This window comes from Asticcacaulis sp. W401b (assembly GCF_046503825.1).
Classification (GTDB): Bacteria; Pseudomonadota; Alphaproteobacteria; order Caulobacterales; family Caulobacteraceae; genus Asticcacaulis.
Genome location: NZ_JBKFEE010000001.1, coordinates 286491 through 306411 on the forward strand (window position 1 = coordinate 286491; position 19921 = coordinate 306411).

Below are 19921 nucleotides of genomic sequence, written 5' to 3' on the forward strand. Positions count from 1 at the left end.
TCTTAAGGATGGAGGATATCGACGCCGCTATCGGTGCCGATCAGCGCAATGTCAGCCAGATCGAGGAACAGGCCGTGGTCGACGACCCCCGTGGTGGCTTTCAGCGCGCTGGCCAGTCCGGAAGGATCAGGGATCGCCCCGCACGGCACGTCAAAGATAAGATTGCCGCCGTCGGTCACAAAGGGCTCACCGCCTTTTTTCCGTAAAACCGGCAATTTGGCGATGTCAAACTCGCTAAGCACGTCGCAGATGCGGTTGATCGTGCCCTTATAGGCAAAGGGTTCGACTTCAATCGGCAGGGCAAAGGCCCCCAGCGTGGCTACGTGTTTAGCCGCATCGGCGATAACGATACAGCGGTCGGCCATTTCCCAGATCAGCTTTTCCCGCAAAAGCGCGCCGCCGCCGCCCTTGATCAAGGCCAGTCCGGCCCCGATTTCATCGGCGCCATCGACGCAGACATCCAGCTTGCCCACATCGTTGATATCCCTGATTTCCAGCCCCAGAGACTGCGCCAGATGCGTCGTCTGGTTCGAGGTGGAAACGAGCGTCAGCTTCAGCCCGCCCTGCACGGCGTCGGCCACGGCCTTGACGAACCAGGCGGCCGTGGAGCCGGTCCCAAGCCCGACCTTCATGCCGTTTTCGATATGGTCAATGGCGGCCAGCCCGGCGGCCTGTTTCTGCGTATCGGCGGACATGACTTAACCTTTCTTTTGGGCGGCTTTTTCCGCCGCCTTGCGTTCACGGAAGGCCCTGGCCCATCCGGCCTTTTCGGTCTGGCGCGAACGCTCGAAGGCCAGTGCGTCAGCGGGCACATCCTCCGTAATCACCGAACCCGACCCGGTGATGGCCCCGGCCCCCACCGTCACCGGCGCGACCAGCGAGGCGTTAGAGCCGACAAAGGCCCCTTCGCCGATCACCGTGCGATGTTTGAAATAGCCATCATAGTTACAGAAGATGGTGCCCGCACCGATATTCGCCTTCGCGCCCACCTCGCCATCGCCCAGATAGCTGAGGTGATTGGCCTTGGCCCCCTCACCGATCCTGACGTTCTTCACCTCGACGAAATTGCCGATGTGCACGTCCTTGCCGATATCGGCCCCCGGACGCAGGCGGGCATAGGGACCGATCAGCGCCCCTTCGGCGACGCTGGCCCCCTCAAGGTGCGAAAAGGCGCGGATCACCGCCCCTGAGGCAACGCTCACCCCTTCGGCGAAGACGACATTGGGTTCGACCACCACGCCCGGCGCGATGTGCGTATCCCACGACAGGAAAACGGTCTCCGGCGCGGGCATGGTCACGCCGTTCAGCATCAGGGCCTTGCGGCGGCGTGATTGCCAGATGGCTTCGGCCGCCGCCAGTTCGACCTGAGAATTGACGCCCGTGACGTCTTCTTCGGCTACGAAACAGACCTTGGGTTTCAGCCCGCGTCCCTTGGCGATGCCCACCACGTCGGTCAGGTAATATTCGCCCTTGGCATTGTCGTTACGCACTTCGTCCAGCAGGGCGAACAGAGTGGCGCGATCCGCCGCCAGCACGCCGGAATTGCAGGCGCGGATAGCCAGTTGTTCTGCCGTCGCTTCCTTGGCCTCGACAATGGCGCTGAGGTCGTCCGTTCCTTCGATGACCAGACGGCCATAGGCCCCCGGATCGGCGGCCTCAAAACCCAGCACCGCCAGATCGGCGCTTTCAGCCAGATCGAACACGGTCTTGAGCGTCTGCGTGTCGATCAGCGGGCAATCGGCATAGGAGACCACGACCTGACCATCGAAATCGCTGAGCGCCGCCCTGGCCGCCAGCACCGCATGACCGGTCCCCAGCGGCGGGTCCTGCACCACCACGCTGTCGGCCCCCAGACGCTGACGCGCGCTGTCGCCGACCTGCGGCGAATGCGCCCCGACCACGACGATGATGCGCTCACAGTTCAGCCCTTCGGCCGCGTCGATCGCCAGGTCCATCATGGCCCGACCGGCCACCCGGTGCAGCACCTTGGGCAGCGGCGATTTCATGCGCGTGCCCTGCCCAGCCGCCAGAATGATGGCGGCGCGTTTGCGGTTTTGGCTCATTGTCGTGATTCACCTGTTGCCGTTTGGCCCGATTTAGACCAAAGCACCGGCGAATTGAACGTGAAAAACACCCGCCGGAGCGATTTTGCCCATGACGACCCTTCCCGACCTCAGCGGATACGGTATCGCCTTCGATCTCGATGGCACGCTGGTGGAAACCGCACCGGACATTATCGGCACGCTGAACGCCATTCTGGCCGAATACGACGTGCCGCCCTTCCCTTACGAAGCGGCGCGCAGTCTGGTCGGGCGCGGGGCGCGATCGCTGATCCAACGCGGCTTTGCGGCAGCCAATGTCCCGCTCAGCGAAGAGGCCGAACTGCCCATGGTCGGGCGCTTTCTCGACCTCTATCGCGGCCGCATTGATCAGGAAAGCCACGCCTTCGCGGGACTTGAGGCCGCTCTGGATCAACTGAGCGCTGCCGGTGCGAAGCTGGCCGTCTGTACCAACAAGCCGACGGCCCTGTCGGAACTGCTGCTGACGAAACTCGGTCTGATCGGGCGTTTCGGCTCGGTGCGCGGGGCGGATAGCGTGCCGGTCAAAAAACCCGATGCCGGTCACCTGAAGGCCTGCGCCGACGATCTCGGCCTGCCGCTGGAAAAAATGCTGCTGATCGGCGATTCCGAAACCGACTATCTGACGGCGCAAAACGCGGGCGTCCCCTGTGTGCTGGTCAGCTTTGGCTATTGCGACACGCCGATGGAGGCGATGTCACCGGCCGCCCTGATCGACCATTTCGACGAACTGCCCACAGCCATCGCCTCTATCCTGCGATAAAAGCTCTTGTCAGGGCGGCGCGCAGCGACTAATGAGCGCGCTCCCTGCTTTGGATGGACGCGTAGCTCAGCGGGAGAGCATTCGCTTCACACGCGAAGGGTCACAGGTTCAATCCCTGTCGCGTCCACCATTCTCTCCACTCACGCTCATGCTCGCCGCACGCCCTGATCGGGCGCGCTATTGGCTCGCCGCTCCGTTAGGGCGGCGAACGATCGCCGGCGCCCGCTTGGGCGCTGTGGTTTTATTTGCGCTCAAAGGCTTCACCGCATCTTGTTCAAGACGGGCGCCGCGCAGGCTGCGCTCCCGCCCGATCTCAAAAAGCGAAGCGTTAGATCATCAAAAAATTCTCGCTAGTCGCTTCGCTCCACTCTCACCCCGCTTATGGCAGGGCGCTGTGATTTGTCGTTTGGTTTGCTCAACCTAAGCCGTCTTGGTCGCTTCGGCGCTGTCGGACTCGTCGTCGGTTAGGATGCGCTCCAGTTCCTTCTGGCTCAGGCGCGTGAAGTTGACCAGATCAGGCTCGGAATCGAAGAACGCGAAGGATTTTCGCAGCGTTACGATGTCGTGCTGCAGGAAGGCCTGTGCGCGGCGTTCGACCTGAGCCTTGGGCGCGCCCATGCTGATCAGGGCTTCGCGCGCTACCGCCATCGACGAGTCCAGCGTTTCGCGGTGGTAGTAGTCCACCCCCGCCCGGTCCAGTTCATAGGCGTGGCGGCGGTTGCGCGCCCGCGCGAACACCTTGAGATGCGGGAAGTTTTCCTTGGCCAGTTGCACGATCTTCACCGCGCCTTCGGCATCGTCGATGGCCACAATCAGCATCCGCGCCTGATCGGCACCGGCGCTGCGTAGCACATCCAACCGCGTCGCGTCACCGAAATAGGCCCGATTGATACCAAAGCGTTGCAGAAGCTCGATCTGGTCCGGATTGTTCTCCAGAATGGTCACGGTCACCCCCTGCGAGCGCAGGAAACGCCCGATGATCTGACCGAAGCGGCCGAACCCGGCGATGATGACGCTGTTGCGTTCTTCGATGGCGTCCGGCGCGCGTTCAGGCAGGAGCGACAGAAAGCGCGGCACGACATAGCGCGTAAACAGCTCAAGGCAGATCGGGGTGATGCCGATGGAGATAGCCACCACCAGCGTCAGGAAACGCCGCAGATCGGGCGTCAGCAGGCCCAACTGCCCCGACAACTGAAACAGCACGAAGGCGAACTCCCCGCCCTGCGCCAGAGACAGGGCCAGCCCCGACCCGGCGATATTGTCCATGCCGAACCGCCGCGCCAGAGCGTATAGAATCAAGCCCTTAATGGCCATCAGCCCTACGACCGCCAGCATAAGCTGCACCGGCTGAGTCAGCAGACGATCGACGTCCATACCCATGCCGACCGAGATGAAAAACAGGCCGAGCAACAGCCCCTTGAACGGCTGAATGTCGGTTTCAATCGTCGTCTTATAGGGGGAATTGGCCAGAACGACGCCGCCCAGGAACGCCCCCAGTGCCGGGGATACGCCGACCAGCTGCATCAGCAGCGTCACCCCGACGACCAGCGCCAGAGAGGTGGCCGTAAACACTTCGCGCAGATTGGTGCGCGCGATACGCGGCAGGAAGTAGCGCGACAGAAGCTGCCCGCCGGCAATGACCATGGCGATGGTGGACAGGCCCGCCAGCGCCTGCGCCCACACCGGCAGGTTTTCCACCAGACTGGCCCCATGCGCCGCCGGGGCCTGCCCGCCCCCTACCGCCAGCAGCGGGATGATGATCAGGATGGGGATGACAGCAATGTCCTGAAACAGCAGGACGGAGAAGGTGGTTTCACCGACCTGGGTCTGCATCAGGTGTTTTTCTTCCAGCATCTGAAGCACCAGCGCCGTGGACGACATGGATAGCGCCATGCCGATGGCCAGCGCCGTCTGCCAGCTCAGATTGAGGCCGAACTTGCCGAGCACCAGAATCGCCCCCATTAGGGCCAGAGACGATAAAACGACCTGAAGCCCGCCCATGCCGACAATGGTGCGCCGCAGCCGCCACAAGAGCGCGGGTTCCAGCTCAAGGCCGATAAGGAACATCATCATCACCACGCCGAATTCGGCAAAGTGCATAGTCGAGGTAACGCGGTCGATAAAGCCCAGACCTGACGGCCCGATCAGGATACCGGCGATGAGATAGCCCAGCACCGCCCCCAGCTTGAATCGCGCCGCCAGCGGCACGACCAGACAGGCCGCCGCCAGAAACACAAACACATTCAGCAGTAATCCCGTATCCACGCGCCGTCTCCGCAATCGTCGTCAGAAGATAGGGGCGTTCGGGGGGCTTTCACAATAGCTTGACTGGCAAAAAGCCTTCGTAAGACCGCTGCGGTTGACAGTCTGTCGCCGGTCGTCTCAACTGTGATCATGAGTGACCTTTCGTCTCCGGACCTCTTCACCCTGACCGAACGCGGCGGACCGCTGGTTATTGCTGCGCCGCATGTCGGGACATATCTGCCGCCGGACATCGCGGCCCGGCTCAATCCGGTGGGTTTATCGGTGATGGAGACGGACTTCCACGTCCATCGCCTGTACGATTTTGCGGCAGAGCTTGAGGCGACGACCCTGTTTGCCACCCATTCGCGCTATGTGGTCGATCTCAACCGCGATCCGCACTCTTCGCCCCTCTATCCGGGGATGTTTGAAACCGGCCTGTGCCCGTTGAGCGATTTCGACCGCAACCCCATCTATCTCGAAGGGCAGGAACCAAGCCTTGCCGAGACCGAACAGCGGCGTTTTCAGTACTGGTTCCCCTATCACGCCCGACTGGAAGAGGTGCTGGAGGCGACGCGCCAGCGCCACGGGTTTGCGCTGCTGATCGACGCCCATTCGATCCGCCCGTCCATCCCGCTGCTGTTTGACGGTGCGCTTCCCGATCTCAGCTTCGGCTCCGATAGCGGGCGCACCCTGCCACCCGTGGTGATCAAGGCTCTGCGAGGCTGGATGCAGCGCACGACCGACTGGACCAGCGTGCTCGACGGGCGTTTCAAGGGCGGCTTCACCACGCGCGGTCACGGCCGCCCCGAAGACCACATCTACGCCCTGCAAATCGAGATCGTGCAAAGCTGCTATCTCGACATGAACGACCCCACCCGTTTCGACCCGCAACGCGCCCGGCCTTTGTCGCAAACGCTGAAACCGTTGCTGGAGACCTTGATTTCGGCGGCGAAACAGGCCAAGTGAGCCGCCAAATTTCCAAGCTTCTCCGGAGAGCCTCATGAGCGCGCGCGGCAATATTATCGACGGCTTCGGCTACGCCAAGGGTCTGCGCGAACGCATCGCCGGGCGCGTGGCGACGCTTAAGACCGAACACGGCCTGACGCCCTGTCTGGTGGTGGTGATCGTCGGCGAAGACCCGGCTAGCCAGATCTATGTCAAGAACAAAGGCGAGACGACGAAGGCCGTCGGCATGGAAAGCCGCACCATCGTCCTGCCAGCGGACACCACCGAGGCCGATCTGCTGAAACTGATCGGCGAACTAAATGCCGATACCGGCGTCAACGGCATACTGGTGCAACTGCCCCTGCCGGCGCACATGTCGTCACTAAAGGTCATCGACGCCATTGATCCGCTGAAGGATGTCGATGGCTTCCATGTGCAGAATGCCGGGCGTCTGGCGGTGGGCCTTGACGCCATTGTCCCCTGCACGCCGCTGGGCTCGCTGATGCTGCTGAAGGACGCGCTGAAAACGCACGGTGACGGCAATCTGTCGGGCCTCAATGCCGTGATCGTCGGGCGCTCCAACATCGTGGGCAAGCCGATGGCGCAGCTTCTGCTCAATGAAAACTGCACCGTGACGATCGCCCATTCGCGCACCACCAATCTGCCAGAGCTGTGCCGCACCGCTGATGTGCTGGTCGCCGCGGTCGGGCGTCCGAAATTCATTCAGGGCGACTGGGTGAAGGACGGGGCCTATGTGATCGACGTCGGCATCAACCGCATCGAGGTCGAGGGCAAAAGCAAGATCGTCGGCGATGTCGATTTCGATGCCGCCCTGCCGCGCGCCACGGCCATCACGCCGGTGCCCAAGGGCGTTGGTCCGATGACCATTGCCTGCCTGCTCAACAACACCCTGCAAGCGGCCTGCGTACAGCACGGACTGCCCGTCCCCGGCGACCTGTAAATCATGAGCGCGGGCGTCGTCATCATCGGGGCAGGCCACGCCGGCGGATCGGCGGCGGCCTTCCTGCGCCAGTACGGCTACGAAGGTCCGATCACCCTGATCGGGGACGAACCGCACCTGCCCTATCAGCGCCCGCCCCTGTCGAAGGCCTGGCTGAAGGGCGAGGCGTCGGGCGACGACCTTTATCTGCGGCCGCAGGACTTCTATGACGAAGCGAATATCGCCGTCTGGCTGGAGCGCCGCGTCGAAGCCATTGATACGGCAGGCAAGACCGTCACCATTGATGGCGAACCCATCGGCTATGAGCACCTGATCATCGCCACTGGCTCAAAGGCGCGGCCCTTCGGCTGTCCCGGTGCCGAGGGTACGCCTTATCATCTGCTGCGCACCATTGCCGATGCCGAATGGCTCAAGCCGCACCTGAGGGCCGGGCAGCGCATCGGCCTGATCGGCGCGGGCTATGTGGGGCTGGAAGTCGCCGCCTCCGCGCGCAAGCTGGGCAGCGCGGTGACGGTGTTTGAGCGCGAAAGCCGCATTCTGGCGCGCGTCGCCTCGCCCGTTCTGTCGGAGGCCTTTACGCGCATCCACCGCGATAACGGCGTCAACCTGATCACCGGGGCCGAAGTGGTGCGCGTCAGTGCCGACGGTGATCTGCGCCGCGTGCACATGGCCGACGGCGCGGTGCATGAATTCGATGTGCTGCTGGTGGGCATAGGCGCCCTGCCCGCCGATGATCTGGCGCAGGCTTCCGGGATCGTGTGCGCGAATGGTATCGTCGTAGATCCCGAAGCCCGTACCTCGGCCGCGAATGTGTTTGCCATTGGCGACGTGACCTCGCGCGAGGTCAAACCGTGGTACGAGGGCCGCTATCGGCTGGAAAGCGTGCCGAGCGCGCTGGAACAGGCCAAGCAGGCGGCGGCCGCCATCACCGGCTTCAAGGCCCCGCCGCCCGAAGTGCCGTGGTTCTGGTCCGATCAGTACGACTACAAGCTCCAGATCGCGGGCCTGACGCGCCCCGGTGTCAAACTGATCACGCGCGGTGATCCCATGACGGGTGCATTCAGCGTCTTTCACCTGAACGATAGCCAGCAGGTCATCTGCGTCGAAAGCGTCAATCGTCCGGCGGATTTTATGGCGGGCAAGCAATTGATTCATAAGGCTGTAGCAGTGGAAGATAACGTCATCTCCGATGCCGACGCCTCGCTAAAACCCTATTTGCAGACCACCCGCTAAAACCTGCTGCATTGCGGCAATTTACGCATGACAGGGGGTAGGGTTTCGGTCTAGCCTTCATCAGATACGCGAACGGGAGAGACCGATGCCGTCGAAGATATATGCGGACGCGAAGAGTGCGCTGGAGGGGCTGACGTTTGACGGGATGACGGTGATGGCCGGGGGCTTTGGCCTGTGCGGCATCCCGGAAAACCTGATCGCCGCCCTGCGCGACTCAGGCGTGACCGGCATTACCGCCATTTCCAACAATGCCGGGGTCGATGGCTTCGGGCTGGGGATGCTCCTCAACACCCGTCAGATCAAAAAGATGATCTCGTCCTATGTCGGCGAAAACAAGGAGTTCGAGCGGCAGTATCTGGCGGGCGAGCTGGAGCTGGAGTTCAATCCGCAGGGCACCCTGGCCGAACGCATCCGCGCCGGCGGAGCCGGGATTCCGGGCTTCTACACCGCCACCGGCGTCGGCACGCTGGTCGCCGAGGGCAAGGAGTTGAAAGACTTCAACGGCAAGACCTACGTTCTTGAGACGGGGCTGGTCGCCGACCTTTCCATCGTCAAGGCGTGGAAGGCCGATGAGCGCGGCAATCTGATCTTCCGCAAGACGGCGCGCAATTTCAACCCGATGATGGCCACCGCCGGCAAGGTCTGCGTGGCCGAGGTCGAGGAGATCGTGCCGGTCGGCTCGCTCGATCCCGACACCATCCACACGCCCGGCGTCTATGTCGATCGCCTGATCAAGGGCACGTTCGAGAAACGCATCGAACAGCGCACCGTGCGTCAGAGAGAAGGAGCCTGATCATGCCCTGGACACGTGATGATCTTGCGGCCCGCGCCGCCAAGGAACTTCAGGACGGTTTCTACGTCAATCTGGGGATCGGTATCCCGACACTGGTGGCCAACCACATCCCGCAGGGCATGACCGTCACCTTTCAGTCGGAAAACGGTATGCTGGGCATGGGCCCCTTCCCCTATGAGGACGAGGTCGATCCCGACCTGATCAATGCGGGCAAGCAGACCATCACCGAACTGCCCGAAACGAGCTATTTCTCGTCGTCGGACTCGTTCGCCATGATCCGCGGCGGCCATATCGACCTGACCATATTGGGGGCGATGGAGGTCGGCGAAAACGGCGACATCGCCAACTGGATGATACCGGGCAAGCTGGTCAAGGGCATGGGTGGGGCGATGGACCTCGTCGCCGGGGTGCAGAAGGTGGTGGTGGTTATGGAACACGCCAACAAGCACGGCGAGTCCAAGGTACTGAAACGCTGCGACCTGCCGCTGACCGGGGCGGGTGTGGTCGATCTGATTATCTCGACGCTGGGCGTTTTTGAGGTGAAGCCCGACGGCTCAGGCCTCGTGCTGGTCGAACTGGCCCCCGATGTCACACTCGACGACATCGCCGCCCAGACACAGGCCACCTATGAGGTCGCGCTGCGCTAAGGGCTGGAAGATTAGCCACGAAAAGCACGAAACGCCGCGGTATTGATCTTGCCCGAAGGGCCATTATTGAACCGCCCAGAGATACGCTGAGCGCGTCGCGCCGAAGTGTGAATGTCGCTTTCGTGTCTTTTTGTGTTGTTCGTGGCCAAAATCCTTAGGCGCCCGACTTGCTGGCGCGCTTGATGACGCCGGAAAAGGTCATGACCATGCGGTCGCCCACCTTGATCTGACCCCGCCCGAAGATGGTCGATTGACCGGCACGGGTGATCTCACCGGTGGCAATCACGATGTCGCCCAGATTGCCGGGGCTGAGGAATTGCGCATCCAGTTGCATGGTCACGCCGCCCGACGTTTGCAGATTGTCCAGCGCAAACACGTACAGCGCCGTATCGGCCAGCGACAGCAGGCAGCCGCCGTGCATGATACCGCCGCCATTGAGGTGTCTCTGTTCGACCTTCAGCGCCACCTGCATCCTGCCGTCTGCGCCGGGCAGATAATAAAACGGCCCGATATGGTTGACATAGTCGTCATGGAAGGGCGAAAGGAACCACCCTTTGAAATCGCCGTCCTCGACCTGAAGGGGTTTGGGCTGATCGGCCATTTGCATACCTCGTTTAAACACGCACAAAAAAGTTAGGCCCGTCATGGCGAACCCGGTGGAAGAGCTGATTATCGAACTCCTGACCGAGTTGGGAAATAAGGAAACCCTGAGTCCTAATCAAGTCGCCAAAACCATAAACGCTGAAAACTGGCGGCGCCAGTTGCCGCAGGTGCGCGCCGCCATCGGGCAACTGGTCGAAGCCGGGCGCATCGAGGTGGTGCGCAAGGGCAAGGTGGTCGAATTCGACGGTATCCGCGGCATCTGGCGTATCCGACTGGCGGGCGCGGCCTAACCCCCGCTCCTGCCCACAGTCCCCCACGCATTTCGCTGCGACCGACGCTCTGCCTGTGGTAAGATGTGGCTTAACTGCCTGTGCGTCGAATAAATCCGGCGCCTATTGTCTCCTTATTTCCGGAACCTTATCTTTTCGGCGTTATATCCGCTATTGATTGAAGAGTGGCGCATAACGCGTTTTGCTTTTACCCTCAGGTTTGATGTCGAAGGCTGATTTTAAAATTGAGACGCCGCCGGGAGGGGAGGCAAGGGTCGTCAGCCTGACAGGTGACTGGACCGCCATTGGCCTGCGCGACGCCGGCGAACGGCTGAAGTCCGCCCTCAAGTCGGCCTCAGCGGTCCGCATCGACACCGATGATCTGAGCGGCTTTGATACGGCCGGGGCCTATGCCCTGCGTACCGCTCTGGGTGAACACGGTGATGACGCCCTGTTTGCGCACGATCTGCGCCTGAGCGCCGTTTATGAACTGATCCGCGACATTCAGCCCAAGGTGGTTGAGGCGCAGAAAAAGACAGCTCAGCAAAAAGCCAATCCCATCATCGCCGAGCTGGCGCGACTGGGGCGCAGCACCGAGGACGTGTTTAAGGATCTGCGCGATCTGAATGTCTTTATCGGGCATCTGGTCGTCACCGCCTTCCTGTCTCTCGTCACACCGGGGCGCATCCGCTGGACGCCGCTGGTGGCCCAGATGCAGCAGGCGGGTTTCGGGTCGCTGATGGTGGTTTGCGTCACCAACTTCTTTGTGGGTGCGGTGATCGCGTTTCTGGGCATCCTACAGCTTCAGCAGTTCGGGGCCGCCGTCTTTGCCGTCGAACTGATCGGCATTTCGGTCCTGCGCGAATTTGGCCCGGTCATCGCGGCTGTGCTGATCGCCGGGCGTTCGGCCTCGTCCTTCACCGCCGAAATCGGCGCCATGAAGATGAATCAGGAAATCAGCGCCATGCGCGTCATGGGCATCAACCCGTTTGACGCCCTGATCTTCCCGCGCCTTGCCGCCCTGGTCATCACCATGCCGCTGGTCACCTTCGCGGGCTCCATGGCCGGTCTTCTGGGCGGTTTCGTTGTGGTGTGGGCGCAACTGGGCTATGGGCCGCACTTCTTCTCAATCCGCATGACCGAGTACGTGCCGTTCGTGAACTTCTTTGTCGGAATGATCAAGGTACCGCTGTTTGCCATTGCTATCACCATTATCGGCTGCCGGCTGGGCATGAATGTCACTGAAGATGTTATCTCGCTGGGCCGACAGGTGACGCGCGCCGTGGTGCAGACCATTTTCACCATCATCCTCATCGACGCCATCGTCGCCATGATGTTCAACGGGTTTGACTTCTGATGACCGAAGCCCCTGCACCCGTTTCCGCCCCCGCGCACCCCATCGTTATTGAGGGGCTGCGCAACCAGTTCGGCCCGCACGTCGTGCACGACAACCTCGACCTGACGGTCGAACGGGGCAAGGTCATGGGTGTGGTTGGCGGCTCCGGCACCGGTAAGACGGTGCTGCTCAACTCGATCCTTGGGCTGCAAAAGCCGTCCAAGGGGGCGATCCATCTGTTCGGCAAGGACATTACCCGGCTTCACGAGAAACAGTTGCGCCTGATGCAGTCGCGCTTTGGCGTGTTGTTCCAGAGCGGGGCGCTGTTTTCAGCGCTCAGCGTCATCGAAAATGTCTGCGTGCCCCTGACCGAATACGCGAAGCTGAAACCCGCACAGATGCGCGAGATCGGCCTGATGAAGATGGCTCTGGCGGGCTTGCCGCTCGATGCCGCTGACAAGCGGCCCTCGGAACTGTCGGGGGGCATGATCAAGCGCACGGCACTGGCGCGTGCACTGGTGCTCGATCCGGAGCTTCTGTTCCTCGATGAGCCGACCGCTGGCCTCGACCCCATCGGGGCGGCGGCGTTCGACGCGCTGATCCGCGAACTGTCGGACAGTCTGAACCTGACCGTCTTCATGATCACCCACGATCTCGACAGCCTGTACGCCATCTGCGATGAAGTGGCGGTGCTGGCCGACAAGCGCGTGGTAGCACAGGCCCCGCCGAAAGTGCTGGAACAATCCGACCACCCGTGGATTCATGAGTATTTCAACGGCCCGCGTGGCCGGTCTTCGCAAAGCCGGGGGACGGGAGACGCCTCATGACCTGCCGAGTTGATGTCCACGCCTGCACGACGACCCTGAGCGGCAAACGCGCCGTGACGAGAGGAGAGTAAATGGAAAGACAGGCCCATTACGCGGTTGTCGGACTGATCACCCTGGTGCTCACCGCGGCTGCCTTTGTCTTTGCCTTCTGGCTGATTCAGGGCAGTTTCAACGAAACCTACTCGGAATACGACGTCGTGTTCAACTCTTCGGTCAACGGCCTGACCGAGGGCGGCGAAGTGCATTTCAACGGCATCAAGGTCGGTGAGGTCAAGGAGCTACGGCTGGGCAAGGCCAATACGGCTCAGGTCATTGCCACTGTACGCGTCGATTCCTCCACGCCCGTGCGCGTCGATTCCACCGCCGTGCTGGAGCCGCTGGGCGTCACCGGCCTCAACTACATCCAGATTTCTCCGGGCTCCAAGGAAGCGGCACTGCTCAAGCGTGAGCCCGGTATCGGCGCCCGCAACCCGGTTATTCGCGCCACCGAAAGCCGTCTGGACAAGCTGCTGGCCGGGTCAGGCGGCGTTATCGAAAGCGCCTATGAGTCGCTCAACCGTATCAATCGCCTGATGTCAGATGATAACCTCAACGCCTTTGCCAAGACGATGAAAAATATCGAAGACATCACCAGTGACATTGGGGAAGTCACCGAAGATCTCAAACAGCGTAAGCAACTGCTGGATGACGCGCATGAGGCCATTGTGCAGGCCGGCATCGCCGCTGAAAACCTGTCCAAGCTGGCCAATTCGGCCGATGTGCTGGTCAAGGATCGCGTGCCGCAGACCATGAACCGCATCGACGATGCGGCGGCCAAGCTGGCCGATGCCGCCACCGAAGTCGCCAACCTGTCGAAGGCGGCACAGGGGCCGATCAACGAAGTGTCCGAGACCACCCTGCCCGCCCTGTCGGACAGCCTGCGTAACCTCAATCAGGCCACCCGCTCCGTCGAAGACCTCGTTGAAGAGGTTCGCGCCAGCCCGCAGGGCCTGATCGGCAAGCCCAAGGCCAAAGAGAGAAAGGTCAATCCGTAATGATGACGCGCGCCACACGTCGCTCTTTGAGCCTCGGCCTGCTGACCGCCGGTCTGGCCACCGGCCTCAGCGGTTGCATTACCCTGCTGCCCGAAGTGAAGGCGGTGCAGCTCTACAGCATTCGCTTCAACCCGGCCCTGCTGGAAAAAGGCGAGGTCAAGGCCCCGCCCGCCTCGCCCGACGCCAAACCGGTCGATGTCTTCCTCAATTTCGACGGCTTTCCGCGCGCCGCCGCCGGGGACCGCATCGTGACGACCGAAGGCAATGAGGTGTCCTACGTCTCCGGCGGCCGCTGGGCCAGCACGGCGCAGGGGCAGTTCCGTGACCTGATGTCCGAAGGCTTTGCGCGGCAGGCCAGCCCTGAGGTTCGCCTTGGTGATCAGGGCCGTGTGTCTGGCGAATACCGGCTCGACATCAATGTACGTCGCTTTGAGGCGGCCTATGCCAAGCGCCGGCCAACGGTTATCGTGGCATTGGATGCGCGTCTGGTACGGTTAAAAGACCGCCAGGTGATGGCAGAGAAGTTCATCTCCTCAGAGATCGCTGTGCGCAAGGGCAGTCTGGGGCCGATGATCGAAGGGTTTGAGAGCGCCGCCTCGCGCGTGACGGTGGAGGTGATTGCTTTCACGGAAACGGCGGTCAGCGAGGCCAAAGCCAAAGAGGCCACGACGCCTCCGCCACCGGCAACAGCGCCGACCCAGTAACAGAAAAGCCCGTTCATTAGAGCGAGATGATTTCAAATCGAAGCGTCATCCCGCTCTAAATTTTTGTTTTGTCGCGATATTTTTGCCGAAAAACCGCTCACACTTTTCGACATATCGCTCGCGACCGGGCTTTTTCTTTTGGCGTTCCTCACGCCGCCTGAAGGGTTGATTTGCCACCCCGGCGGCGACCACGCGCATCGCGGTCCAGACGCTCATAGAGGTAGATCAGGTCCTCGCGTGGGGCGAACGGCACCTGAGTCAAAAAGCGTTCGATCATGCGCGCCTGAAAGCGCAGCACGTCAGGATCGGCATTTTCGCTGGCCAGCGAATGATAGGTGTCAACCGCAATGCGGAAGGTCTGGAACATGCGCGCCGGCAGGCCCGCCCGGTCATAGATGGCGCGCAGCCCCAAAGCCCCGGCATCATGCACCATGAGCCAGCAGCGATCGTGCGGTACGCCCGATAATTCCGCCAGAGCGTGTTCAAAGAAGGCCATATGCCCGCGGGCCAGCGCCCGCAGCATCAGGGACGGCGTCATGCGTCCGGCGATGACAAGGTGGCGCGCCAGAGCCGCCGGATCACGGCTGGCCCCTGTCTGATCGGCGACGTCCAGCGTGGCGCGCTCCTGCGTCGCCTCGGTGATCTGCACCGCCGTTTCCGGCTGGATGGCGTGACGTGACACCAGTTGTTCTTTCAGCGACTGGCTGACCATATGGATCAGCTTTTCGGTCACCGAGACCGGCAGGTGCTGACGATTGATCAACGTGTTCTGTACAATTTCGGACTCGCCAAAGCGTTCTAGCACCGCGTCCATGCCGGCGCTGCTGAACACGGCCTGATTATTGGCGCAGGCAATCACGACCGCCTCTTCGACGCCGTGTTCGGCCAGGGCCGTTGTCACGGTTTCCGACAGGATTTCGCGGCGTGCCACGGCCATCTGACGCACAGGCCCGCCGGAGCGGATGATGTCGGCCAGATCTTCGTCGGTAAACACCGGCGAATAGCTCAGCACCGGCACGGCGACCGCCTGCACGTCGCGCGACAGGCGCAAGGCGACATCGTGCGGCAGCAGGCTGGAGGTGCGCAAGGTGACCGCCAGCGACTTGCGCACAAGTTCGGCAGCGTCATCAGCCAGCAGACGGATGATTTCTTGCGCGGCGGCGCGCTCGACTTCGCTCAGTTCGCTGCGTTCCATCAGGCGGCACACCTTATGGGTGGCGACAGCGCGATCATCGGCATTGTCACTTCTGACCAGACGGGCGACGTCCGTTTCGGAAAGCAGGCTACGCGAAGCGGTCATGGGAGGAGGTCCTGATCATCTCGTACCGGACGAGTCGAGACGGTACGCTCCTGAATTGTCCGCCCCGCCTCTTAACGAATCCTTACCAAGGCCTACGTTGAGGCCTGATCTCCGGTCAAAAGTTAATTTTTCCGGCTCTGGTAACGGGACCGCAATCTGTTTGCGCCATTGTGGGGGCATGTCAGAGTCCACGCCCCCCTTAACTGCCGACGCCGAGGTCGTGCCCACGCAAGAACAGATCGCGCTTGATTACGGTCTGAAGGCGCAGGTGCGCCTGCTGCCCTATGCGCTTGGCTTTTTTGCCATCGGCCTGCCGGTCTATATCTGGGGTGCCAGCTACTTCATGTCGCCGCTGCAAATCGCGCTGAACATGGTCTTGTTCGTCTGCATCTGGACGGCCTTCTTCTTCCTTAAGCCCTCTTTGAAAACCGACGCCGTCCCGACACGCCGCAGTCTGGACGTCAGGCTGCGGCGGCAATGGTTGTGTGGCGCTCTATGGGCCCTGAGCCTGCTGGTGGCGTCCCTGAGTAGCGTAGGCGGCGGTCCGGCGGCGCAGGTCTTTGCCACCATCTGCGCCGGCGCGGCCGTCGGGATTATCTTTTTCAGCGCACCGGTCCTGCTGTTTTTGCTGACCCTGGCCCCGCTGGCCATGGCCGGACCTATACTGGCGCTCAACCTCACCCAACCTGACGGCACATGGACAAACCTCGTTACCGGCGGGCTGGCCATGGCGCTGGCTCTGGGCCTGATCATGAATCGTCATCTTCGGGAACATTATCAACTCGCCTTTGCGCAGGTGCGTACGCTTCAGGAGCGCGAAGCCGCCCTTACCGCCCGCGATAACCTGACCCGCGATCAGATGGCCCTGATGCAAACCCTGTCACGTGAAATCGCCACCGGCCTGCGCAGCGTGGAACAGACACTGGATCAGGGCCTGTCGCACCTCAGCCGTGCCCCGGCTCCGCGCCACTATGTCGAAAGTGCGCGCAGCGAAATCGACCATTTGCTGGGGCTGATCACCACCACGCTCGACGAAGGTGAGGCACGCTCCGGTCAGATGGTGCTCGACCTGCGCCCGCTGGATATCGAAAGTCTGATGCGTGACGTCACCAGCGGCTTTCAGGACATGGCCACTGCCAAGGGCCTGGATCTGACCCTGAGCCTGCCCCCCCTACCCGAAACAGGAGCCGCGATTGGGGACGCTTCGCGCGTGGAACAGATCCTGTCCCACCTGCTGGCCAATGCCATCCAGTACACGCCCAAGGGCAAGGTTGAGGTCAGACTTTTGCCACCTGACGAAGGCGTTTTACGGCTCAAGGTCATGGACTCCGGGCCGGGGCTGGAACCGGAGGAACTACACCGCGCCTTCCTGCCGCATGAGCGCATTGCACGTACCTCAGCCGGCTATTCTGGTGCGGGACTGGGGCTCAACCTGTCGCGTCGTCTGGCCGAACTGATGCATGGCGAGATCGGAGCCCAGAGCACACCGGATGTAGGCTCCAAATTCTGGCTGGACCTGCCCTACGACCCGGATGCCATCGCCCCCCGTCCGGTGGCCAAGCCGGAAGCGCCTACACAGGAGTCCGTAAGCGGCCTTAAGGTCATGCTGGTATCCAACGACTCTCTGCGTTCGGTAGAACTGCGCGACACGCTGGAAGGACTGGGGCATCGCTGCCTGACGGCCACCACGCGGCCGCGCGCCGTATCTCTGGCCGCCAAGGGGGATATCGACGCCGTGCTGATCGCCACGGGTGCCTTCGAGGATCTGGACAATGCGGCCAACCGCCAGAAGGTGGCCGAGTGGCTGGAACGTCTCAGGGCGACACAGGCGCGCGAAGCTCTGACCATACTGGCGCTGTTGCCCGATGGTCAGCAGGCGGAACCGCTGAGTGAAATGGGCGTGCGGCCCTTGTTGATGCCGCAATCGGAAGACGCCCTCCGTCGCGCTTTGACGGTGGGTTAGACGAAGCCGCCGCGCTCTTCGCTCTTGTCCTTTTCCGGACCGAAGGCCGACAAAAGTTGCGTGGCGAACAACAGGCTCTGATCGCCCGTTCCATTACCAAAGGCGATATTGAGCAACTGGGCGTCCGATTGCACGCGTTGCAGACGCGCCAGCAAGTAACCATTGCCATTGGCTTCCATCGGCGTGTTGCTGTCGGGCACATCGGGCAGGTTCATCTGCACGGCCCCGCCCGCCTTGGAATTGAGATTGGCCATCAGTTGGGCGGCGCTGACCGGCGCGCCATTGCGGTAGAAGATCGAACGATTGGCATTGGCCGCCGCCGGAAACAGACTGGCCGCCGCAGCACCCGGCCGCCGCTCCACCGCTTCAATCAGATTGGCTGCGCCCGCTGGTCCCAGAAAATGCGCCGCATAAAGTTCGCCCGCCGTGGGGTTGCGGCCTGTCCGGCCTTTCAGATAGGCGGCATTGCCCGCCGTCATCTCCGCCGCCATGGCCGCCGCTGCGTCCTGATTGTAGCGCAGGCCCAGCACCTGCTGACGCGCTTGCGAATCGGCCACATAGTATTGCCCGTTGCCCCCCTGACGGATGGCGTCGGCATAGCCGCCATAGCCGTGCTTGCCACCGTGCTTTTTGACGGTTGCCAGCCAGGTCTGTTCGATGAACTGGAACAGACCTGCCGCCGATGAGGTCGGGGCCTTGGCATTGGGGTTTAAGGAGCTTTCGCGCTGAGCGGTTTTCAGCAGATAGCTGAAATCGACACCCGTCCGCTGGGCCGCCCGCGTGATAGCGGAGACCACACTCTGCTTTCGCGGCGACAGGCCGGAAGAGTCGGGGACGGGAGACGAAGGGCCGGACATGAAAGGTGCGAATTAACCAAAGAATGGGCAAATTTTGCCCGACGAAGGTTAACGAGACATGAATCAAAACCGCTGTGGCGCGTAGGCCTCCGCCCCTTCCGGCGGTTCCTGCCCCGTTATCAGGGCCGTTAACACGGTGGCCGCATAGGGACCATATATCCAGCCATTGCGCCGCATTCCGGCGGCCACATAGACGCCGCTGATGTCGCGCCCGATCAGTGGCCAGTGATCGGGTGTCGCCGCCCGCACGCCAACGCGCGGCGTGACGTCCTGAAGCGGTGCAACGGACGACGGCGTGAACTTACTCGCCTTATCTTTCAGCGATTCGACGACCCCCGGCTCCACACCCTCATCGGCCTTACCGGCCTGCATGGTGGCGCCAAACTTGGTCAGGCCGTCCAGAAACACCCAGTAGCCCCAGGGCGAGCGCACCATCCGCCCGGCCAGAACCGGGTCGCTGCGCCCTTCGCGATCAAGCAGATGGCCCTTGATGGGCGTCAGAGCCTTCAATGACGGCACAGAGTCCGCAAAGCTCGCTGACCCATAGCCGGCGCAAACCGCCACATGCCCGGCCTGATGCACCGAACCATCGGATAGCTCGACGCTGTGGGCGGCCACCTGCGTGACATCGCCCTCGACCCAGCGCCCGCCGCGCGCCTCGAACTGCGTTTTCATAAAGGCCAGCACCGGCGCGGCGGCCATCAGCCATTCACCAACGATCTCGATGCCGTGCAAAGGTGCATGGAACCCCAGTTTGGCGAGGTCCTCTTCGGCCATCACCTGCCCCTTGGCTCCCAGCGCCGTAAAGCGCGCCATCATGTCGTCGGGCGACGGCCCCGCCTCACCCGACCACACCCATACGGCGGGTTGCGCCATTTCAAGGATTTCGGACAAACCCAGATCGGCGGCGAAGACGGGCCAATGCTTTTGCGCAGCGACGTAGCGGGCATAGGACAACTCTGGCTGCGCTTCAGTCAGGGCCTCCATCGCCGGGGCAATCATGCCCGCCGACAGGGCCGAGGTGGTGTCTTCGACCGCGTCCTTGGCAATAAGGGTCACCGCCAGACCGTAATCCAGCGCGCGCAGGGCAAAGCTGAGGCCGGTAATGCCGCCACCGATAACGATAAGGCTGAAAGACGAAAACATAGGCATATCCTTTTCAGGCCTGCCTTATAACCGGATTTGCCCGCAGGACCAGAGCGCACGCGACCCTTGCGTCAATCCGTCCGTGGACGACTGGTTTGGCTATGCCATGGACTTGTCGGGGGAGCTTTTATCACGATGGTACCGTCTGCTGGTTTCGAACCAGCTACCTCCAGAGCCACAATCTGGCGCTCTACCAAGTGAGCTAAGACGGCAGACCA

The 19921-nt window shown here is 62.0% G+C and carries 19 protein-coding genes and 2 tRNA genes; 13 read left to right on the forward strand and 8 right to left on the reverse strand.

The genetic code is table 11. From position 1 onward, the window contains the following. Positions 1–2 precede the first annotated feature (2 nt). Together rpiA and glmU are read right to left on the reverse strand one after the other, a co-directional pair. A complete protein-coding gene (gene rpiA / locus ACK8OE_RS01350; protein ID WP_410271078.1) occupies positions 3–695 on the reverse strand; it encodes a ribose-5-phosphate isomerase RpiA in 693 nt (230 codons plus the stop codon). Between the two features lie 3 nt (positions 696–698). After that, positions 699–2063, reverse strand: a complete 1365-nt coding sequence (glmU, locus tag ACK8OE_RS01355; RefSeq protein WP_410271079.1) for a bifunctional UDP-N-acetylglucosamine diphosphorylase/glucosamine-1-phosphate N-acetyltransferase GlmU — start codon at positions 2061–2063, stop codon at positions 699–701. Between the two features lie 91 nt (positions 2064–2154). On the opposite strand from glmU, the gene ACK8OE_RS01360 reads away from it, so the two are divergent. Beyond that, positions 2155–2841, forward strand: a complete 687-nt coding sequence (locus ACK8OE_RS01360) for an HAD-IA family hydrolase (RefSeq protein WP_410271080.1) — start codon at positions 2155–2157, stop codon at positions 2839–2841. A 55-nt stretch (positions 2842–2896) separates the two neighbouring features. Continuing rightward, positions 2897–2971 (forward strand) — tRNA-Val (locus ACK8OE_RS01365). Positions 2972–3261: 290 nt separating this feature from the next. On the opposite strand, the gene ACK8OE_RS01370 is transcribed toward ACK8OE_RS01365, so the two are convergent. Next, positions 3262–5106 carry a monovalent cation:proton antiporter-2 (CPA2) family protein gene (locus tag ACK8OE_RS01370; protein WP_410271081.1) on the reverse strand — a complete coding sequence of 615 codons (1845 nt, stop codon included), beginning with the start codon at positions 5104–5106 and terminating at the stop codon, positions 3262–3264. 129 nt (positions 5107–5235) lie between these two features. Between ACK8OE_RS01370 and ACK8OE_RS01375 the strand changes: the two genes are divergently transcribed. From ACK8OE_RS01375 to ACK8OE_RS01395, 5 genes are all read left to right on the forward strand, one after another. After that, positions 5236–6051 (forward strand): N-formylglutamate amidohydrolase, encoded by an 816-nt coding sequence (locus tag ACK8OE_RS01375; protein WP_126420689.1) that lies wholly within the window; start codon positions 5236–5238, stop codon positions 6049–6051. 34 nt (positions 6052–6085) lie between these two features. Next, on the forward strand, positions 6086–6991 hold the full coding sequence (gene folD / locus ACK8OE_RS01380; protein ID WP_410271082.1) for a bifunctional methylenetetrahydrofolate dehydrogenase/methenyltetrahydrofolate cyclohydrolase FolD: 906 nt from the start codon (positions 6086–6088) through the stop codon (positions 6989–6991). A 3-nt stretch (positions 6992–6994) separates the two neighbouring features. Beyond that, positions 6995–8224 (forward strand): NAD(P)/FAD-dependent oxidoreductase, encoded by a 1230-nt coding sequence (locus ACK8OE_RS01385; RefSeq protein WP_410271083.1) that lies wholly within the window; start codon positions 6995–6997, stop codon positions 8222–8224. An 85-nt stretch (positions 8225–8309) separates the two neighbouring features. Continuing rightward, the gene (locus ACK8OE_RS01390; RefSeq protein ID WP_410271084.1) at positions 8310–9017 is read left to right on the forward strand and encodes a CoA transferase subunit A; all 708 of its coding nucleotides are present in this window, start codon (positions 8310–8312) and stop codon (positions 9015–9017) included. Between the two features lie 2 nt (positions 9018–9019). Beyond that, the gene (locus tag ACK8OE_RS01395) at positions 9020–9664 is read left to right on the forward strand and encodes a 3-oxoacid CoA-transferase subunit B (protein WP_410271085.1); all 645 of its coding nucleotides are present in this window, start codon (positions 9020–9022) and stop codon (positions 9662–9664) included. A 154-nt stretch (positions 9665–9818) separates the two neighbouring features. Here ACK8OE_RS01395 and ACK8OE_RS01400 read toward each other — a convergent pair whose 3' ends face one another. Beyond that, on the reverse strand, positions 9819–10265 hold the full coding sequence (locus ACK8OE_RS01400) for a PaaI family thioesterase (RefSeq protein WP_410271086.1): 447 nt from the start codon (positions 10263–10265) through the stop codon (positions 9819–9821). Between the two features lie 43 nt (positions 10266–10308). On the opposite strand from ACK8OE_RS01400, the gene ACK8OE_RS01405 reads away from it, so the two are divergent. The 5 genes from ACK8OE_RS01405 (at position 10309) to ACK8OE_RS01425 (ending at position 14437) form a co-directional block, all read left to right on the forward strand. Then, positions 10309–10557: a DUF3253 domain-containing protein gene (locus ACK8OE_RS01405; RefSeq protein ID WP_410271087.1), complete on the forward strand. Its 249-nt coding sequence runs from the start codon at positions 10309–10311 to the stop codon at positions 10555–10557. A gap of 202 nt (positions 10558–10759) precedes the next feature. Beyond that, positions 10760–11893, forward strand: coding sequence for an MlaE family ABC transporter permease (locus tag ACK8OE_RS01410; RefSeq protein ID WP_410271088.1), 1134 nt, complete (start codon positions 10760–10762; stop codon positions 11891–11893). Then, positions 11893–12699 (forward strand): ABC transporter ATP-binding protein, encoded by an 807-nt coding sequence (locus tag ACK8OE_RS01415; protein ID WP_410271089.1) that lies wholly within the window; start codon positions 11893–11895, stop codon positions 12697–12699. The genes ACK8OE_RS01410 and ACK8OE_RS01415 overlap by 1 nt, the downstream gene beginning before the upstream one ends. Positions 12700–12770: 71 nt before the next feature. Then, entirely contained in the window at positions 12771–13733 is a 963-nt protein-coding gene (locus ACK8OE_RS01420) for an MlaD family protein (protein ID WP_290798048.1), read from the forward strand. Then, a complete protein-coding gene (locus tag ACK8OE_RS01425) occupies positions 13733–14437 on the forward strand; it encodes an ABC-type transport auxiliary lipoprotein family protein (RefSeq protein ID WP_410271090.1) in 705 nt (234 codons plus the stop codon). The genes ACK8OE_RS01420 and ACK8OE_RS01425 overlap by 1 nt, the downstream gene beginning before the upstream one ends. Before the next feature lie 148 nt (positions 14438–14585). Here the strand turns inward: ACK8OE_RS01425 and ACK8OE_RS01430 are convergent, their stop codons facing one another. Beyond that, positions 14586–15737, reverse strand: a complete 1152-nt coding sequence (locus ACK8OE_RS01430) for a DUF2336 domain-containing protein (protein WP_410271091.1) — start codon at positions 15735–15737, stop codon at positions 14586–14588. Positions 15738–15915: 178 nt separating this feature from the next. On the opposite strand from ACK8OE_RS01430, the gene ACK8OE_RS01435 reads away from it, so the two are divergent. Continuing rightward, complete coding sequence (locus tag ACK8OE_RS01435; protein ID WP_410271092.1) at positions 15916–17700, forward strand: ATP-binding protein; 1785 nt, start codon at positions 15916–15918, stop codon at positions 17698–17700. On the opposite strand, the gene ACK8OE_RS01440 is transcribed toward ACK8OE_RS01435, so the two are convergent. From ACK8OE_RS01440 to ACK8OE_RS01450, 3 genes are all read right to left on the reverse strand, one after another. Beyond that, a complete protein-coding gene (locus tag ACK8OE_RS01440) occupies positions 17697–18497 on the reverse strand; it encodes a transglycosylase SLT domain-containing protein (RefSeq protein WP_410271093.1) in 801 nt (266 codons plus the stop codon). The genes ACK8OE_RS01435 and ACK8OE_RS01440 overlap by 4 nt on opposite strands. 123 nt (positions 18498–18620) lie before the next feature. Then, positions 18621–19703, reverse strand: a complete 1083-nt coding sequence (locus ACK8OE_RS01445) for an NAD(P)/FAD-dependent oxidoreductase (RefSeq protein ID WP_410271094.1) — start codon at positions 19701–19703, stop codon at positions 18621–18623. Positions 19704–19839: 136 nt separating this feature from the next. Next, positions 19840–19915 (reverse strand) — tRNA-His (locus tag ACK8OE_RS01450). Between the last annotated feature and the right edge of the window lie 6 nt (positions 19916–19921).

Coding starts and splice junctions, on each gene's coding strand:
- rpiA (WP_410271078.1), bottom strand. CDS start 695: ATGTCCGCCGATACGCAGAAACAGGCCGCCGGGCTGGCCGCCATTGAC.
- glmU (WP_410271079.1), bottom strand. CDS start 2,063: ATGAGCCAAAACCGCAAACGCGCCGCCATCATTCTGGCGGCTGGGCAG.
- ACK8OE_RS01360 (WP_410271080.1), top strand. CDS start 2,155: ATGACGACCCTTCCCGACCTCAGCGGATACGGTATCGCCTTCGATCTC.
- ACK8OE_RS01375 (WP_126420689.1), top strand. CDS start 5,236: ATGAGTGACCTTTCGTCTCCGGACCTCTTCACCCTGACCGAACGCGGC.
- folD (WP_410271082.1), top strand. CDS start 6,086: ATGAGCGCGCGCGGCAATATTATCGACGGCTTCGGCTACGCCAAGGGT.
- ACK8OE_RS01385 (WP_410271083.1), top strand. CDS start 6,995: ATGAGCGCGGGCGTCGTCATCATCGGGGCAGGCCACGCCGGCGGATCG.
- ACK8OE_RS01390 (WP_410271084.1), top strand. CDS start 8,310: ATGCCGTCGAAGATATATGCGGACGCGAAGAGTGCGCTGGAGGGGCTG.
- ACK8OE_RS01395 (WP_410271085.1), top strand. CDS start 9,020: ATGCCCTGGACACGTGATGATCTTGCGGCCCGCGCCGCCAAGGAACTT.
- ACK8OE_RS01400 (WP_410271086.1), bottom strand. CDS start 10,265: ATGGCCGATCAGCCCAAACCCCTTCAGGTCGAGGACGGCGATTTCAAA.
- ACK8OE_RS01405 (WP_410271087.1), top strand. CDS start 10,309: ATGGCGAACCCGGTGGAAGAGCTGATTATCGAACTCCTGACCGAGTTG.
- ACK8OE_RS01410 (WP_410271088.1), top strand. CDS start 10,760: ATGTCGAAGGCTGATTTTAAAATTGAGACGCCGCCGGGAGGGGAGGCA.
- ACK8OE_RS01415 (WP_410271089.1), top strand. CDS start 11,893: ATGACCGAAGCCCCTGCACCCGTTTCCGCCCCCGCGCACCCCATCGTT.
- ACK8OE_RS01420 (WP_290798048.1), top strand. CDS start 12,771: ATGGAAAGACAGGCCCATTACGCGGTTGTCGGACTGATCACCCTGGTG.
- ACK8OE_RS01425 (WP_410271090.1), top strand. CDS start 13,733: ATGATGACGCGCGCCACACGTCGCTCTTTGAGCCTCGGCCTGCTGACC.
- ACK8OE_RS01430 (WP_410271091.1), bottom strand. CDS start 15,737: ATGACCGCTTCGCGTAGCCTGCTTTCCGAAACGGACGTCGCCCGTCTG.
- ACK8OE_RS01435 (WP_410271092.1), top strand. CDS start 15,916: ATGTCAGAGTCCACGCCCCCCTTAACTGCCGACGCCGAGGTCGTGCCC.
- ACK8OE_RS01445 (WP_410271094.1), bottom strand. CDS start 19,703: ATGTTTTCGTCTTTCAGCCTTATCGTTATCGGTGGCGGCATTACCGGC.